The organism is Staphylococcus parequorum (assembly GCF_039237145.1).
Taxonomy (GTDB): Bacteria; Bacillota; Bacilli; order Staphylococcales; family Staphylococcaceae; genus Staphylococcus; species Staphylococcus equorum_A.
In genome coordinates, this window is sequence record NZ_CP150682.1 from 2,308,822 (window position 1) to 2,326,437 (window position 17,616).

The 17,616-nt window shown below is 33.0% G+C and carries 16 protein-coding genes and 2 tRNA genes; 7 read left to right on the top strand and 11 right to left on the bottom strand.

The genetic code is table 11. From position 1 onward, the window contains the following. Window positions 1-14 precede the first annotated feature (14 nt). Both AAA453_RS11330 and AAA453_RS11335 read left to right on the top strand, forming a co-directional pair. Window positions 15-899 (top strand): permease, encoded by an 885-nt coding sequence (locus AAA453_RS11330; RefSeq protein WP_427705056.1) that lies wholly within the window; start codon window positions 15-17, stop codon window positions 897-899. Window positions 900-912: 13 nt separating this feature from the next. Beyond that, the gene (locus AAA453_RS11335) at window positions 913-1,047 is read left to right on the top strand and encodes an alcohol dehydrogenase (RefSeq protein ID WP_069832168.1); all 135 of its coding nucleotides are present in this window, start codon (window positions 913-915) and stop codon (window positions 1,045-1,047) included. Between the two features lie 203 nt (window positions 1,048-1,250). Here AAA453_RS11335 and AAA453_RS11340 read toward each other — a convergent pair. From AAA453_RS11340 to AAA453_RS11350, 3 genes are all read right to left on the bottom strand, one after another. After that, window positions 1,251-1,339: transfer RNA gene (locus tag AAA453_RS11340), tRNA-Ser, on the bottom strand. A 2-nt stretch (window positions 1,340-1,341) separates the two neighbouring features. After that, window positions 1,342-1,416: transfer RNA gene (locus AAA453_RS11345), tRNA-Asn, on the bottom strand. A gap of 154 nt (window positions 1,417-1,570) precedes the next feature. Further along, the gene (locus tag AAA453_RS11350; RefSeq protein WP_069818213.1) at window positions 1,571-2,134 is read right to left on the bottom strand and encodes a competence protein ComK; all 564 of its coding nucleotides are present in this window, start codon (window positions 2,132-2,134) and stop codon (window positions 1,571-1,573) included. A gap of 252 nt (window positions 2,135-2,386) precedes the next feature. Between AAA453_RS11350 and AAA453_RS11355 the strand changes: the two genes are divergently transcribed. After that, window positions 2,387-2,605, top strand: coding sequence for an IDEAL domain-containing protein (locus tag AAA453_RS11355; protein WP_069818212.1), 219 nt, complete (start codon window positions 2,387-2,389; stop codon window positions 2,603-2,605). 99 nt (window positions 2,606-2,704) lie between these two features. On the opposite strand, the gene AAA453_RS11360 is transcribed toward AAA453_RS11355, so the two are convergent. After that, window positions 2,705-3,694: a lipoate--protein ligase gene (locus AAA453_RS11360; RefSeq protein WP_285322898.1), complete on the bottom strand. Its 990-nt coding sequence runs from the start codon at window positions 3,692-3,694 to the stop codon at window positions 2,705-2,707. A 200-nt stretch (window positions 3,695-3,894) separates the two neighbouring features. On the opposite strand from AAA453_RS11360, the gene AAA453_RS11365 reads away from it, so the two are divergent. Both AAA453_RS11365 and AAA453_RS11370 read left to right on the top strand, forming a co-directional pair. Then, window positions 3,895-4,080, top strand: coding sequence for a YkvS family protein (locus AAA453_RS11365; RefSeq protein ID WP_002508073.1), 186 nt, complete (start codon window positions 3,895-3,897; stop codon window positions 4,078-4,080). 6 nt (window positions 4,081-4,086) lie between these two features. Then, on the top strand, window positions 4,087-4,689 hold the full coding sequence (locus AAA453_RS11370; RefSeq protein WP_065337672.1) for a CPBP family glutamic-type intramembrane protease: 603 nt from the start codon (window positions 4,087-4,089) through the stop codon (window positions 4,687-4,689). A gap of 236 nt (window positions 4,690-4,925) precedes the next feature. On the opposite strand, the gene AAA453_RS11375 is transcribed toward AAA453_RS11370, so the two are convergent. The 7 genes from AAA453_RS11375 to AAA453_RS11405 form a co-directional block, all read right to left on the bottom strand. After that, the gene (locus tag AAA453_RS11375; protein ID WP_427705058.1) at window positions 4,926-6,434 is read right to left on the bottom strand and encodes a bifunctional metallophosphatase/5'-nucleotidase; all 1,509 of its coding nucleotides are present in this window, start codon (window positions 6,432-6,434) and stop codon (window positions 4,926-4,928) included. A gap of 171 nt (window positions 6,435-6,605) precedes the next feature. Next, complete coding sequence (locus AAA453_RS11380; protein WP_285322894.1) at window positions 6,606-7,964, bottom strand: TrkH family potassium uptake protein; 1,359 nt, start codon at window positions 7,962-7,964, stop codon at window positions 6,606-6,608. Between the two features lie 18 nt (window positions 7,965-7,982). Continuing rightward, entirely contained in the window at window positions 7,983-9,791 is a 1,809-nt protein-coding gene (locus tag AAA453_RS11385; protein WP_427705061.1) for a S1C family serine protease, read from the bottom strand. Window positions 9,792-10,075: 284 nt separating this feature from the next. Beyond that, a complete protein-coding gene (locus AAA453_RS11390; protein ID WP_069832162.1) occupies window positions 10,076-10,879 on the bottom strand; it encodes a TerC family protein in 804 nt (267 codons plus the stop codon). Between the two features lie 352 nt (window positions 10,880-11,231). After that, window positions 11,232-12,794 carry a peptide chain release factor 3 gene (locus tag AAA453_RS11395; protein ID WP_069818206.1) on the bottom strand — a complete coding sequence of 521 codons (1,563 nt, stop codon included), beginning with the start codon at window positions 12,792-12,794 and terminating at the stop codon, window positions 11,232-11,234. A 12-nt stretch (window positions 12,795-12,806) separates the two neighbouring features. Beyond that, window positions 12,807-13,046, bottom strand: coding sequence for a YueH family protein (locus AAA453_RS11400; RefSeq protein ID WP_427705064.1), 240 nt, complete (start codon window positions 13,044-13,046; stop codon window positions 12,807-12,809). After that, on the bottom strand, window positions 13,036-14,520 hold the full coding sequence (locus AAA453_RS11405; RefSeq protein WP_427707062.1) for a UDP-N-acetylmuramoyl-L-alanyl-D-glutamate--L-lysine ligase: 1,485 nt from the start codon (window positions 14,518-14,520) through the stop codon (window positions 13,036-13,038). Before AAA453_RS11405 ends, AAA453_RS11400 begins: the two co-directional genes overlap by 11 nt. Window positions 14,521-14,950: 430 nt before the next feature. Here AAA453_RS11405 and AAA453_RS11410 point away from each other — a divergent pair, with 430 nt between their 5' ends. Together AAA453_RS11410 and ltaA are read left to right on the top strand one after the other, a co-directional pair. After that, entirely contained in the window at window positions 14,951-16,126 is a 1,176-nt protein-coding gene (locus AAA453_RS11410; RefSeq protein WP_069818204.1) for a diglucosyl diacylglycerol synthase, read from the top strand. Then, on the top strand, window positions 16,104-17,306 hold the full coding sequence (gene ltaA / locus AAA453_RS11415; RefSeq protein ID WP_427705066.1) for a lipoteichoic acid biosynthesis MFS flippase LtaA: 1,203 nt from the start codon (window positions 16,104-16,106) through the stop codon (window positions 17,304-17,306). The genes AAA453_RS11410 and ltaA overlap by 23 nt, the downstream gene beginning before the upstream one ends. Window positions 17,307-17,616 lie beyond the last annotated feature (310 nt).

Consider the following 17,616-nt stretch of genomic DNA (forward strand, 5'->3'; position numbering starts at 1 on the left):
GAGGAGCTTCACTAATGACAGAGTTAATCTTTGAATTCATCAAAACATTTTTAATGTTATTTTTTGAATTGTTATCACTATTTATAATTGTAAGTTTTATCGTAAGTTTAATTCAACAACTCGTTTCGGAAGATAAAATACGAAGACTGTTGAGCAAACCTAACAAAGCAACAAACTATGTATTGGGTATGGCTTTTGGAGCTATTACACCGTTTTGTTCTTGTTCCACTATTCCTATTCTTGCCGGATTATTAAACTCAAAAGTTCCATTTGGTCCAGCTATGAGTTTCTTAATCGCTTCCCCACTCATGAATCCACTCATGATATTTATGCTTTGGCTTCTATTAGGTTGGAAAGTTGCTGTTGTTTATTTTATTGTCTTAGCATTTTTCAGTATTTTAACAGGTCTTGTATTTTCAAAAATGAATCTGGCAGAGAGTTATAAAGGCGTTACTGTTAAAGGCGATGGTTTCTTCTCAAATAAATCGGGATCTCGTGTTAAGCAAGCGTTAAATGATGCTTGGGCTTTCCTATATCCAATGTTGCCTTATTTAATTATTGGTGTATTTATAGGAGCATTTATTTATGGATTTATTCCTGAAGCATTTATAACTCAATATGCAAGTGGCGATGGTATTATCTCAGTTGTTATTGCTTCTGTTATTGGTATTCCAATGTATATCAGACCAGAAACAATGCTGCCTATAGCTGAAGCATTAGTATCTAAAGGCATGTCATTAGGTACGGTGGTGGCGTTAATTATAGGTGGTGCAGGCGCAAGTATTCCTGAAGTCATATTGTTATCCAAATTATTTAAAAAGAAATTTGTAATATCTTTTATTATAGCAATTTTAGGCGTAGCAATTGCTACTGGTCTAATTGTTAACTTAATTATTTAAGGAGGTGTAGTAATTGGGTATCAAAGATGCATTAAAAAAATTAAAACCACAAGAACAATCATGTTGTTCAGTAGAAATTGAAGAACATACGGATAAAAAAGAAGAAAATAACGAAAAAAAAGAAGAAGACAATAAAAATTGTTGCTAGTTTTCTCAAGTTTTAAAAATTAAAAAAACGTACACCCAAGGAATCTTCCATAAAATCAGAAGATTCCTTGGGTTACATATATCTATTACTCACTTTAATATTATTAAATAATAATTTATGGATTTACAAATTTTAAAGTTTCAAAACAAAAAATACCGAAATCCTGTTAAGGACTTCGGTATTAAAAATCTTGTTTTTATTAACGGAAACGGAGAGATTCGAACTCTCGCGCCGCTTGCGCGACCTACACCCTTAGCAGGGGCGCCTCTTCAGCCAACTTGAGTACGTTTCCAATGGCTCCACAGGTAGGACTCGAACCTACGACCGATCGGTTAACAGCCGATAGCTCTACCACTGAGCTACTGTGGAATAATTGATATCTCAATCAAGCACAAATACTATTATATCAACTACAGAGAAATTTTCAAGTACCTTTAGCAAAAAAATATGCGGAATATTTACACTAAATTAATATAATATTCCACATATGACATTTTTACATTTATATTTCAGAAATGTTTTGCTATTTATTTTCAAATAGAGAATATTTTGCTAATGCTTCATAAATATTTAATTGTGGTTTCGTATAGTCTATAGGAGATTCAGGATCAAAAGTAGCCACCCTAGCTGCTCTATCCATCATATAGTAATAATATATGCCATTTAAGTATTGATGATGCATACTGTGCGCTGAAATATTAACAACTATAGTTTGGTTATCGACAAATGTGACTTTACATTTTTTATCTTTTAAAGCTCTTATCGTTTGTACATAATGAATATTAATCCAAGTGTTTTCTTCTTTTCGGTCTGAATGTGTAGGAAAAAAGTAAGTAGGAAATAATGGAGTGAATAAAATTGGGGGTTTACTATTAATGCCAGTAATTCTCATTGTGTCTTCTTTTTTAAATACATAACTACTACCATAAAATCTACATGAACGATCTATAATTTTATGTGTCCGTTCCTTTACGATATCACGCTCCTCTTTGTACTTTAATACACAAGTACCTTCATTTAGTCCTATAGATAAATTACATGGTTGAAGAACCATATCACCTTTTTTAATAATGTATTGTTGAATCATAGCTGACGCCTCCTTAAAACTTATGGTGATACTCAAATAATATAACACAAAGATTTTAAAATCAACTTATATAATAAAATATTTTATAAGTTTCCTACAATTGATTTTCAGTTATTATACTTTTGCATTTTCTTATTTTTTGAAAAGTTGCAAATTACACTTATATTTTCGGAAAAGTCTGACTATTTATTGATTTCAAAAATAAAAGGCTGTATACTATATGTAAATATAGATAGAGGGGCTGTGTTGAAAATGAAAAACAATACAAATGTTAAATACAATTCATTAGAATCTTTTGTATCAACGATTAATGATTTAGGTATTGAGTTAATCATTGATGAGTCGTTAAGAAATGTCCGTAAACAGCAGTTAGAACACCTCATTGACCACGCACTTAAGAATAAAAACGAGCAGGATTTCAAACGATATACTGAAGAATACAGAAACCTGGAGGAATTTCTCGTTGGATAATTTAATAGATTGTTATTTAAAATAAGGTCTATTCCCTACTTACACCAATAAGTTAGAGAATAGACCTTTTTGAGTTTTATGCTTATTAATAACACTTACTTATGACATTAATCTAATGAGTTCATGGCGGTCGATATCGCCAAAATAATGATAAATATCGTAGTTTGAAAATGCTTCTTCAATACTATCAAATTCGTGTAACGTACCTTCTAATGCTTTTTCAAGTTCTGTAATATCACCTTCACCAAAGAAATCTCCAAAAATTCTTGCATGCTCAATACGACCTTGTTTAACATCTAATTTAATTTGAACGAAGCCTTTTTCAAACTTCTCTTCTCTTTCAAAGTTATATTTTGGATTTCTACCATAATTCCAATCCCAAGTACGATATTTCTCGTTACTCAATTTTTCAATATTTTTCCAATCTTCATCTGTGAGTTGATACGTTTCGACTTGATTTGCTTCTCCAAAAATAGTTTTTAAGATAATTTCTTTAAAGTCATCAATATCAATAGGTTCTTCAAGAAATTCTGAAATATTTGCGACTCTACTACGTACAGATTTAATTCCTTTAGATTTAATTTTTGCAGGATTTACTTTTAATGCATTCTGAACTTCGCTCAATTCACTATTTAACATTAATGTCCCATGGCTAAACATACGCTCTTTCACTTTTACCATAGCATTACCTGAAATTTTAGCTTTACCTACTTGAATATCATTTCTACCAGTCATTTCAGCATCAACACCCAACGATTTTAATGCTTCAACAATTGGTTCAGTGAATTTTTTGAAATTATGGAAACTGTTACCATCATCATCTGTTATGAAACTGAAGTTTAAATTACCTTCATCATGGTAAACAGCACCCCCACCTGAGATACGTCTCACAACATCAATATTATGTGCATCAATATATGGTTTGTTAACTTCTTCAATCGTATTTTGGTTTTTACCAATTATAATAGACGGTCTATTCACATAAAATAGAAAATAGCTGTCGTCTTTCGGCATATTTTTTAAAACATATTCTTCCATTGCTAAATTTAATGTTGGATCTGTAATATCATTATTATTAATAAACTTCATCTATTGCACTCCTTTTCCCTATAAATATACCCTTATCTTATTTATGCTATATTTCCTCTAAAAATGCCAATCATTTACTTTAAATATGATAAAAAGTTTCAAAATCGGCTTATATCACACAATTTAATGGTTATTTGTTTATTTGTCCTAATTTTTTTTGTATAATACTATCTAGTTAGCATTTCTAGGGAGGACTAAAAATGACTGTTGCAGAAGTTGGAAATATAGTAGAATTTTATGATGGTTTAAAAGGCCGTGTAGAAAAAATTAATGATAATTCAGTAATTGTTGACTTAACAATTATGGAAAATTTCAATGATTTAGACTTGCCTGAAAAAACCGTTATTAATCATAAGCGATATACAATCGTTGAACAAGAAGGATAGTAAAAAATGCATAGAATTTCAAAGGCTTTAATCTGGTTTCTTTTAAGCTTTATTGTATTCCACATCATCCTCTTCATTATGTGGGGAGAAAAACAAGAGTATTGGTATTTATATACTGGCATTATGCTTATAGCTGGTATTAGTTATATCTTTTATCAAAGAGATATAGAATCTAAGAGATTACTTACTTCTCTAGGTGTTGGAATTATTACTGGTATCGTATTAATTATTATTCAGCTGATTATTGCAGCAATTTCTTCGGATATAAAATATCTTGAATTAATTAAAGAATTAACACGAACTGGCGTATATTTTAAATGGCAAATGTTAATAACATTAGTCTTTGTTATACCTTGTCATGAACTCTATATGAGAACAGTTTTACAAAAAGAATTGATTAAATTAAACATACCAAGTTGGCTTAGTATTATAATTACGGCGCTTTGCTCGGCTTCATTATTCTACTATCTAGATAATTTATGGATTGTTTTCTTCATCTTTATCGTACAAATTGCACTCTCAATAAGCTACTTTTATACGCGTAGAATTGCTACCACTGTAATAGCACAAATCGTTGCAGTAGTAATTCTATTAATATTCCATGCTTAACTTATTGTGGAACTTTATACGTTCTATTAAAAATTAAAAACTGGAAGATGCTCATTAAAACAATGGTCATCTTCCAGTTTTTTTGTATTATATGAAATAAATATATTAGCAGAGTAAGCATTTTCAATAATTTCAACACTAAGCCATACAAACGCTAGCCGAACAATACAGGCTGAGACTGATGCCTGCCTTATACTAGCGCGTACGAAGTCGTATTTATATTACAATCTTTCAAACTATGTTATTACATTAAAGCTTTGTTTTTGATTTATCTTATACTGCTCATTTTTCAAATTCCTAGATATTAATTCTACCATTGTTATTTCGCCAGTTTCATGAATAACTGCATTTTCTAAATACTGTCTATAATTTCTATAACAATAATCTGTCATACTTACACGATACATATGATTCAGTCTAATGTTTTTTAAATTAACACGGTTAAATGGTGCAGCATTCATATCAATAGTGTAATCCACGCCTTGCCAAAACGTACATAATGTTTCATCAATAATCGTTAAACTGAGTTCACCCTGGCTAAATTCTATATGTGAATAACCATATTCTAGAATATCTTTAATCTGCTGTCCTTTTATAGTTAAATCGACTGGCACGTCAGGATGTGGGTACGCTTTATATAATGCTTCATTGGTTACTGTTGCCTCTAAGCCCTCTTCTCCACTGGTAGGTAGATGTACACATGAAATATCATAATCAAACTCTGAGCGAATACCGTCGTGTAAAAGTTGTGTGAAAGGATGAGGTTTTGTAATAACATCTCCTAAACCATTTACTTGAGCAGAAACAGGTGTAACATTTAAAACTTCTTTGCCCCAATGTTCAACAGTTTTTCTATCATAAAATGTTAAGTTTAATAAATCCTCATCTTCCTTATACTTATTTAAATCAACAATTTGTGACTCCACATCGTCTAACTCATAAGAGGTAGTTCTTTGCTTAAAGTTAATTTTCACATGAACTAATTGTTCCGCATTTTGACCTGCTTGCACATACAATGTTTGATCATCTCTACCAATAAAGGTTTGATGTTGATGACCAGTAATCAGTAAATCAATCACACCTAGCGATTGCATAATTTTTTCCGCTTCATTCACGTTTTGCTCGCGTTCATTTGCGGATTTATTAAGTTGGTTTATACCACCATGATATATGACTATGAGAAAATCCGGCATTTCAGTTTCATGAATAAAACGAATCCACCTTTTAGAAGCCACTAAAGTTTTATCAATTTGCAGCTCATTCTCCATTTCAAAGTGTTCGCGGTTCATCAATCCGTCCGAAGTCAACCCAACAATAGCTATCTTGACGCCTTCTATCTCTTTTATCGTATATGGTGTAGAAAAATAAGGTTCTCGTGTACGCTTATATTCAATATTCGCTGATAGCCATGGAAACCTAGATAAAGAGACTGCTCTTGAAAAGAAGGATAAACCGAATTTAAATTCATTAGGACTGATACCACTTGCATCATATTGCATAGCATTCATCAACTTTATCATAGGGTGACGCTTATACGGCGCAACAACAGCATAATAAAATGCAGCCAATGAGCCTGCCAAACTACCGCCACTATCTAACAAAATCACATGTTCATTTTCTTTTCGTTTCGTTTTAACGTAAGTACCTGCTCTATATATATTAGAACCATGATCCCCGTTTAGAAAATGACTGTGCATATCTGAAGTTGTGATAACATCTATTGTAATTCTCTCGCTTTTTTTCATATGCCTCTCCCCTCATTTACCTAAGTTTAACATGTTTCTAAATACCCATGATAGCAAAAGGAAATATTACATTCTAAGAATTTTAATAATTAAAAACCCCTCTCTTGCACTATCGTTACAAGAAGGGGTTAACTTTATATTTAATCATCATACAATTATCAAAATGGAGTTTTAGCCAATTTGAATGCGTTCTTTCGGATAATGGTATTTGTCTGGCTCTCTACGGCCACCAATCATAATAATGAAACTAATAAGCCCTACACGACCAATAAACATCAGTATCATCAATACGACCTTACTCATCCCGCTTATATCATCAGTAACGCCTAACGATAGTCCACATGTTCCAAACGCTGACATCACCTCGAAAAATGCTTGTAGAAATGATAGTTTGCCATTTTCAACTACAAGTATCGTAATCGTACCTGCAAATGTAAGGATTCCTGCCATTGTAAAAACAGCAAATGAGCGTTGTACATCTGTCGTATGAATTTCACGATTAAATGCTTTAATCGAAGTTTTTTCATTATTATTGCTAAAGTTCAATAAGAATAAAATTAAGATTGCGAAAGTAGTCGTTCTGATACCACCGCCTACTGAACTCGGAGAAGAACCAATAAACATTAAGATACTCATAATTACATTCGTACCTTCTCCAAAATCACTTACATCAATAGTTTGTAACCCAGCACTTCTCGTTGTTGCAGATTGGAATAGCGCATAAAATAACGATTTATGCCATGTCATATTTTGAAAAGCATGATTATGTTCAAATAATAAAATAATTATTGCGCCAAATACAAACAATACTAAGTAAGTCATTGTTGTAATTTTTGCAAATAATGAAAATCTAAAATTAGGAATTCTATTTTTAATATATGCTTTAACTTCAATTAATACTGGAAAGCCTATAGATCCTAAAATGATTAAAAACATAACTATAGTTTGAACAAAATAATCATTGGCATAAGGAATTAACGATTGTCCTGTAATGTCTAAACCGCCATTTGTCGTTGCAGATACAGCTACAAACATGCCCTGCATAATTGCATATTGCAAATCTGGATTATCTCTATAAAAATAAAATGCTAATAATGAGGCACCAACAAGTTCTATAATTAAAATTGTACGCACAATATCTAGAATCAGTTTAACTGTACCGCTCATAGTATCTTTATTATTATCAAGCATAATAAGCTGACGTTCACGCATACCAATATGTTTTCCTAAAAACACCCATAGCATTGTACCTATGGCCATGACACCAATACCACCGATATTTAGAATAATCATAATTATGATTTGTCCAAAAGTAGTATACGTTTCGACGATATTAACAGGTGATAAACCAGTCACACTCACGCCTGAAACTGCTACAAACAAGGAATCAATCGGGTCAACATTAACCCCAGATTTATGAACAAATGGTAAATTAAGCAATAAAAATGCTACGATAATTGCAACAATATAATACATCACTATCCCTTGTTGAGGGCTTGATTTTTTTAACAATTGATTGAAAATGGACAACGTTTATTCACCTCAACGCTACTTCAATTTAATCTTGATATCCTTAAGCTTACCGTCTCTGTATATTTTAGCTGGTAATGTATCCAAATCATCTTTATGTTTAAAAATAATTTGTCTATATCTTAGATTATCTTCTAATTCTTTACCATCTAATTCTACTATGACATCATTTTTTTGCAACCCAGATTTTTCACCTGTTGAGTTTTCTTTAACATCACCAATTAATACACCTGATTTCACATCTTCAGGTAGTTGTAATGATTGACGTGTTTCATCATCGATATCGGCAACATTCATGATACGAATACCTGTATTAGGATATTTGACTTCACCCTTAGCTTCAAGTTCTTTTGCTATTGATTCAGCTTGATTTACTGGAATTGCAAATGCAATACCTTCTACATTATCCATATCGATCTTCAACGATGCAATACCTATTAATTTACCATCTCTATTAATCACGCCGCCACCTGAGTTACCAGGGTTTACCGGCGCATCGATTTGAAATGCATCCATTAACACATCATATTGTTCATCTTTATCAATATCTACAGGTATATGACGATTAAGACCTGAGACGATACCTTCTGAAACGCTACCTTTAAAATCAACACCCAATGGATTCCCTACAACGATAATCGGTTCCCCTAATACTAAAGTGCTTGAATCACCCATTTTGATTGGTTTAACGTCGCTCCCAGACTTAACTTTGGCTTTAACTACTGCAATATCAGAGTATTTGTCTGTGCCAATGACTTTTCCTATTGAGTAGTCTCCATTGCCATATGTAATCTTCTGTTCTTTCTTGTCTCCTACTACATGCGCATTTGTCATGATAAAAATAGAGTCGCCTACTTTTTTGTAGACGACACCTGAACCTAGCTCATTTTCTTTACCTGCTTCTTGTGTCTCTTTCTCTGCAGAAGAACCTTTGTTGCTTGTATCATTCTCAACCGTTACTACTGATTTTGTAGCACTATTTGCGCTCTTCATCGTTGTTGTATATGACTTTTCTTTATCATTATTACTTTGGAAAATACTATCTTTATCATTACCGTTTTGATCAACGTTAGTAAATATTGCGTTCATCAAAGTTAATAATACTATAACTGCAATAACGATAAGTACTTTCGGCCAATGTTCCTTAAAGAAATATTTAACTTTATCAACACCACTTAATTGTCCATTTTGATTGGCGTGACTTGGTTCTTGTTGTTGAGTTGCATGCTTATTACGTTCTGTTGTTTGCTCTTTTTCCTGTTCTTTTGCATCTGCATCTGCATTTTGATTTGAATTTACATCTTCATCTTCAACGTATGCTTCAACTCGCGATTGTTGTGCTTCTTCTGAATAAAAATTATCTTCTTCATCAATTGTTGACGACTGATCGTTTGATAATGTGCTCTGGTCAGTAACCACAGTATCATTTTCTTTATTGTCTCGACGATAATCAGTATCTTGCTCAGACTTACTTTGAGAATGATAATTAGCATTTTGCTTCTGTGGGTAGCTTGAAGACTGTTCGATATCTGATGCCTGTTTATCACTTGATGTATCTATATCTTCTTTAGAACCACTTTGTTTAGCCATCAAAGCCTGTTGTTGCTGTATCTCTTCTTGTGTTAGCTTTTCGATACGTGCTTTTCTTAAATTTTCTTTCACACGTTCCTCATTATTTTTGGCTAATTTTTGCGCTTTTTCTTCACGCTGTTCTCTGGCCTCATGCTCTAAATGTACACGTTGTTCACGTTCTTCATTATGAAAAAACTCACGTCGTTTACGTCCGTATTTTTCTTTAGGAATGACGTGTTTTTTATTTTGAGTCACCTTAATTCCCCCTAATCTTACATAAATCTTCACACTCTATTATGACATATCATAATAGATAATTCTTCTTTATTTTGTTTTATAAAAATAGATACATTCTGATTATAATCACTTTCTTACAAAATTTCTAACTTTAAATGATATTATCAAATTTTTTGACATATCCTTGCTCAATTTTAGTAAACGACACTATTAAAATTCCAAGAAAATACCTTATTGTCTCCACATATTTTTCCATAAAAAAACTGGAAAAACTCTATGAGCTTTTCCAGTTACATTAATATTTACTTTTGTTTTTCTTTTTTCTTGTTATTTCTTAATGAAGTTAACCAACCAATAACTACTAATAATATCATGACAGTCCAGAAAATAGATTGCCATAACGTACTATGTGGGAAGTGTTCAGGTAAAACAGCGATTTTTTCATGTGCGAGCACCATAACCACCAATTTAATTCCTACCCAACCAACAATAGCAAAAGCAGCGCCTTCTAAACCTGGGTATTTGTTTAATAAATTTACAAACCATGTTGCAGCGAAACGCATAATTACAACTCCCAACATACCACCTATGAACATAACAGCAAACTGACCTAAGTCCATGCCGCCGAAGTGGATGCCAACTGCAGGTAATGTCACTGCAATTGCAAGAGCAGCAAGCATTGAATCAATAGCAAATGCGATATCTGCGAATTCAACTTTTAATACAGTGCCCCAAAACGCTTTAGGACTTGCGTGAATCTCTCCACCATCTTCATCAAAGTGGTGGTCATCTCCAGCTTCTTGTTCTTCTTTGTCTTTATTTTTAAAGAAGGATATTAAATTGCTAATGGACATGTATAGTAGGTATAGCGCACCAAGTGCTTGTATCCACCAAAGATTTGCGATAATACTGATTAAGAATAAAGAAATAAAACGGAATACTAATGCACCTAACAAACCATAAAACAAAGCTTTTTTACGTTGCTCAGGCGGTAAATGTTTAACCATAACTGCCATAACTACGGCATTATCTGCAGCCAATAGTCCTTCTAAAAATACTAGAACAACGAGCACCCATAAATAAGGTAAAATCATACTTGGATCCATATAGGACAACTCCTTAATTTTTTAAACATAAAAATAGAGACCTAAGCTAAGTTAGTGTATTGCCGCTATTTAATTTAGTTCACTTAGTTTTTTACACTAAAGAACAAATCGATCGCGTTATTCACTATTAGCAAAGGTCTCACTCGACAGTTTGTATCTGCCCATTTTACCGGAAGCAATTAAGCTTCGTAATGACGATAAAATGACTATGTTAAAAAGATATATAAAGTATTTTCCTTAAGCATATAAATGCATGCTTCATATATCTTTTTAATAACAGTTGAGTTACTCCCCTCTGACTACAAAGTCATAGGTATTCTATTAATATCGTTATTATACACAAATTATAGTTTTATAACAAACCATATAATTTAATTTCTGGAAACTTCTCTTCAAACCATCTTGTTGCAAATTCATTATCAAATAAAAATACATAATTTTCATAAATATCTTTAACTAAAATTGAACGCGATGTACTCATCTTATCTTTAACTTCTTCTTCATTTTCTATCCAACGTGCAATTTTCGGACCGACTGCCTCCATGACAACATCGACGTTGTATTCATTTTTCAAGCGATGTTCGAACACTTCAAATTGTAACTGCCCTACTGCCCCAATAAGAATTTGGTTTGTGTGTAGTGCTTTATAATATTGAATCGCACCTTCTTGAACTAATTGTTCAATACCTTTATGGAAGTGCTTTTGTTTCATAACGTTTTTAGCTGAAACTTTCATAAATAGTTCTGGTGTAAATTGTGGCAGTTCTTGGAAACTAAATTTTTGATTACCGCCGACTAACGTGTCACCAATTTGGTAATTACCAGTATCATACAAACCAATGATATCTCCAGCTACCGCATGGTTTACTGTTTCTTTATCATCAGCCATAAATGATGTTGAACGTGTGATTTTTTGTTTTTTCTTCGTACGTTGTAATGTAACGTCCATGCCACGTTCAAATGCACCACTCACTACACGCATAAAGGCAATACGGTCTCTATGTTTAGGGTCCATGTTCGCTTGGATTTTGAAAATAAATCCTGAAAAATCTAAATCATAAGGTTTTACTTCAACTTCCTCTTTTGTTTGACGACTATGCGGCATTGGTGCATGATCCACATAAGCGTTTAAGAAGTTTTGAACTCCAAAATTAGCTAATGCCGAACCGAAAAATACGGGCGTTAATTCACCATTTAATAATGCTTCATTATCAAAGTCTTCTCCCGCTTCTTCTACTAGCATCAATTCCTCAATAGCTTGAGAAAACGCGCTATCATTTTTCATCTTGTGATCTTCTTCTAATTCAAAATCATCATTTAAGTGCAGTGTATTTTCTTCATCTCTAAAAGGTTCAATTGTATGTGAATCGCGATCAATAATACCAAAGAAATTTTGTCCCATTCCTATCGGCCAATTCATTGGATATGTTTCAATTTCTAAAGTAGATTCAATTTCATCTAATAATTCAAAAGGTTCTTTACCAACACGGTCAAGTTTATTAATAAAGGTAAAGATTGGAATACCTCTCATTTTACACACTTTGAAAAGTTTTAGTGTTTGTGGCTCAATTCCTTTTGCACAGTCAATTACCATAACAGCACTATCTACTGCTAAAAGTGTTCTATATGTGTCTTCTGAAAAATCTTCGTGTCCTGGTGTATCTAAAATGTTGATTTTATAGTGATCATAATCAAACTGCATCACTGAACTTGTAACTGAAATACCACGTTCTTGCTCAACTTTCATCCAGTCACTTGTTGCAAACTTCCCACTTTTTTTACCTTTAACAGTTCCTGCTTCTCTAATCGCACCACCAAATAATAATAACTTTTCAGTTAATGTGGTTTTACCAGCATCAGGATGAGAAATAATTGCAAAGGTTTTTCTAGATTCTACTTCTTCCTTTATACTCATTTTTAATCTCCTTTAATCCTCAAGTATCAATCTGACAATGTCTGTAGCAACCTTAGTTGCTGTAGACTCATCAAGTAACGTAAACAAGTGTATCACAAGTTCATCATTGATATCATCTTCATTTAATGTTGTATCTATTTCTAATGACCAATTTAATTCTGGGAGCGCAATTAAATAAATTTCCGCTTTCGTATCTTCATAAATATATAAATTTGAATGCACATCATTACAATTTATATTGCTAATCTTCAACGGACCCACCACCAAATTTTTTATATGCCGCTTCTAAACCAATTAAATCATCTCTATGAGGTACTTTTACATGGCCAGGCATAATTTGATACGGTTCCCTACCTTTCGAAGCTAACACTACGGTATCTCCAGGCTCGGCGATATCAATCGCATGGCGTATTCCTTCTGCACGATCCTCAAATTCGATGTAATTATGATGTGTCGCACCTTGTGCCAGTGCTTGTGTTAACACTTTAGGATCATCGTTAGCTGGATTATCTGGTGTGAAAATCACATAATCTGCACGGCATGCAATGCGTCCCATTTCAGGCGCTTTGCCCATATCTCTTTCTCCTGCCAAACCACATAAGAAAATTAATTTTTGTGAAGTAAAGGGCTGAACCGCATCGATTAATTTATCCATACCATCTGCTGTATGTGCATAATCAATAATCAAATCAATTGGTAGCGCTGGGTCTAATACTTCAAGTCTGCCTTCCACTGGTTCTAAGCTTTCAACTGCTTTTACAATTTCACTTAGCTTAACACCCTTACTCCAAACAGCAATCATTGCGGCCATAATATTAGAAACATTAAAGCGTCCAACATAAGGTGATTTCACATAAAAATTACCCTCTGGTGTTACGAAATTAAAAGTCACACCTTGTAATGATTCATTTATATCTTCAGCCATAAATTGTGCTTTATTATTAATGCCGTAAGTAAACGCTTCAAACGGTGATACTGATGCAAGATATTCAGAAAATTCATCATCTTGATTTAACACAACAAATTTTTCTTGAGACAAATCTTGGCCAAGTTGACTAAATAATAGTGATTTTGCATGTCCATATGCTTCCATTGTACCGTGAAAATCCAAATGATCTTGTGTTAAATTTGAAAAAATTGCCACATCGAAGTTAACACCGCTTAAACGCCCCAATGACAAACCATGGCTTGAAACTTCTAAAGTCATAGCCTCTGCTTTCTTTTCAACAGCCTCATTGATTTTTTTAGTTAAAGCTACAGTTTCTGGTGTAGTATTAGAGCCTTTTGATTTATCTTCATTAATCTGAAAACCATTTGTGCCTAAGTAAGCACTGCCTTTACCTAATTTTCTATAGATATGGTGTATCATTGTAGCGATTGATGTCTTGCCATTTGTTCCCGTGACACCATAAGTTACAAGTTGTTTGCTTGGATAATTAAATAACTGATTTGCTAATAGACTTGCTGCGCGTAAAGTATCAGGTACTATGATTTGTGTCACGTTACCGTCTAATGCTTGCACCTGACTTACAACGACGATTTGGCAGCCTTGGTTTACTACGTCTTGACAGAATTTGTGACTATCAACGGTATAACCTTTTGATGCTACAAAAACGCTGCCTTGTTGTGCAGTACGAGAATCAGTTGTGATATCTGTTACATCTCTCTCTAACGTACCGACAACCTGTTTTACTCTAATTTTTTCAAATAACAAATTTGCATCCAACATTTATCGCTCCTTTATTTCCAATACTTCTATTATACACATTTTTCTTTGATTTTATAGAATCTAATATCTAGATTTTAATAATTTCTTCCTATTATATGTGTGTTTTTATAATATGAAAATTACATGATTTTTTTGAGTTTAAATTAGCTTTAAATTGCTTTGTTAATTTTATGTAACACGTTTGTTAATATTTTTTATATATTCGCTTAATTTTTGCTTTTCAAGCATACATTATATTAAGCGTGGTAATGTATTAATATACAATGACTTAATTTTCTGCATACACATTTCTGAATTCAGTATGAATCATTTCATATCAGTATGTAAAATGATATAATCTTTTGTAATTATGTTTTTTCTTTCGCATGTCAAGAAAATGCGTTAAACTTAGCATGAGCTAAATTTATACTATTGGAGGGTGGCTTAAATGGTTACTCAAAACAAAAAAATACTAATCCTTACTGGATCCTTTGGTAATGGTCATTTACAGGTTACTCAAAGTGTAGTGAACCAGTTTAACGAAATGAATCTAGACAATTTAACAGTTATTGAACATGATTTGTTTTTAGAAGCTCACCCAATACTGACTTCTATATGTAAAAAGTGGTACATTAACAGTTTTAAATATTTCAGGAATATGTACAAAGCATTTTACTATAGTCGTCCCGACCAATTAGACAAATGTTTCTATAAATACTATGGACTTAATAAATTAATAAATTTACTGTTAAAGGAAAAGCCTGATTTAATCTTACTTACTTTCCCAACACCAGTAATGTCTGTTCTGACAGAACAATTTGACATGAACATTCCAATTGCAACTGTAATGACAGATTATAGAATGCAAAAGAATTGGATAACTCCCCATTCTCAAAGATATTATCTAGCTACTGAAGATTTAAAAGAGGAGTTTGCTAGCATAGGTATTCCTAAATCGCATTTAAAAGTTACTGGAATCCCTATTGCAGATAAATTTGAAGAGGATATTGATAAAACATCGTGGCTTCGTCAAAATCACTTAAACCCTGACAAACCAACTATACTCATGTCTGCAGGTGCCTTCGGGGTATCAAAAGGCTTTGATCAAATGATACAAGAGATATTAAATCGAAGTCCACACTCTCAAGTCGTAATGATTTGTGGTAAAAATAAAGAATTGAAACGTACGTTATCTGCGCAATTTAAAAATTACGACAACGTGCTCATCGTAGGTTATACTAAGCATATGAATGAATGGATGGCTTCAAGCCAATTAATGATTACTAAACCAGGCGGCATCACAATATCCGAAGCCTTGACACGTCAGACCCCAATGATTTTCTTAAATCCTGCTCCAGGTCAAGAATTAGAGAATGCAAATTACTTTGAAGAAAAAGGATTTGGTTTGATTGCTGACACACCTGAAGAAGCAATACAGCAAGTTGCAACATTAACAAATACACCATCAAAAATAGCAGAAATGACTCAGTCTATGAATGAATCTCGAATTCCATATTCAACTTACAAGTTGTGTAATGACTTGTTAAATTTACTAGATCATTCATCTCGCTATGAAGAAGTTTACGGAAAGGTTCCTTTATATGCAAAGCTCTTCGTTAAATAAAGACAATTATCATTCAAATAAAAACTTTATAATCTTGTTAGTAATTTTGTTCTTAATGGAATTTGCCCGAGGTATGTATATATTAAGTTACTTAGCATTACTTCCAACAGCAACCTCAATTGCGGTAGGTGTCACATCTATCGCTATTTCTGCTCATTTTATAGCTGATGCAACAACCAACTTCGTGATTGGTTTTTTACTTAAACGATTAGGCACAAAACTCGTACTCACATTAGGTTTCCTACTTGCATTCGGTAGCTTATTCTTAGTCATTTGGTTCCCGACTTCTCCGATTGTTCTAATTATCAGTGCAGTACTACTCGGTATAGCAGTTAGTCCTATTTGGGTCATTATGCTTGCAAGTGTTGATGAAAAAAATCGTGGCAAACAAATGGGTTATGTTTATTTTTCATGGCTCCTCGGTTTACTTGTCGGCATGGTTGGCATGAACCTTATCTTCAAGTTCCACCCGACGAAATTTGCGTTTATGATGTCATTGGTTGTACTTATTGCTTGGATTTTGTATTACTTCGTGAAGATAAGACTGACGAATTATAATACGCGACCAGTCAAGCAACAATTAGGCCAAATCGTAGACGTTTCAAAACGTCATTTGATTTTATTCCCAGGTATTTTGTTACAAGGCGCTTCAATCACGGCATTAGTACCTATCCTACCTACATATGCAACGAAAGTTGTCGGAGTATCTACTGTAGAATATACTATGGCGCTTGTCTTTGGGGGTGTTGGTTGTGCGATCTCGATGCTCTTCTTATCAAAAATCATTGATAGACATGGCACATTATTTATGTACAGCGTCATTTTTGGTGGTTTTCTACTATATACGATAATGATATTTGCTTTATCACTGATTACAGATATTACACTTGTATGGATATTGGCAATCTTTATTGGTCTGATGTATGGTATATTACTACCTGCATGGAACACATTTATGGCAAGCCATATACATATAGATGAGCAAGAAGAAACTTGGGGCGTATTTAACAGTGTACAAGGTTTTGGTTCAATGATTGGCCCACTTGTCGGTGGTTTAATTACTCAATTCACAGCTTCTGTAAATAATACATTTTATTTCTCAGCACTATTATTCTTATTCTTAGCTATATTCTATGGTTTGTATTTTATTAAAAAAAGAAAATATTATCTAAACTCATAATATTTTCAATGAGATTATAGCCACAAAATAGGGAGCCTGGGACATAAATATCCTATTCTCAAATTAAAACAGCAATCTATTAGTTTCTAATGGATTGCTGTTTTTCTATGTTAAAATCTCCGATTTTGAAAGCGCATGCTTGCCTGGGGTATGGGAGTGGGACAGAAATCTAATTTTTCTAATAAGATTTCGTCGTCCCACCCCGCCAAAGATGACTAGAAGTGAAACAAGCTTAATATTATGCGCGTTTTCACTTCAGTCATCTACTGCCAATATAGCAATAGAGTTGAGATATTATTTGTTTTACAAA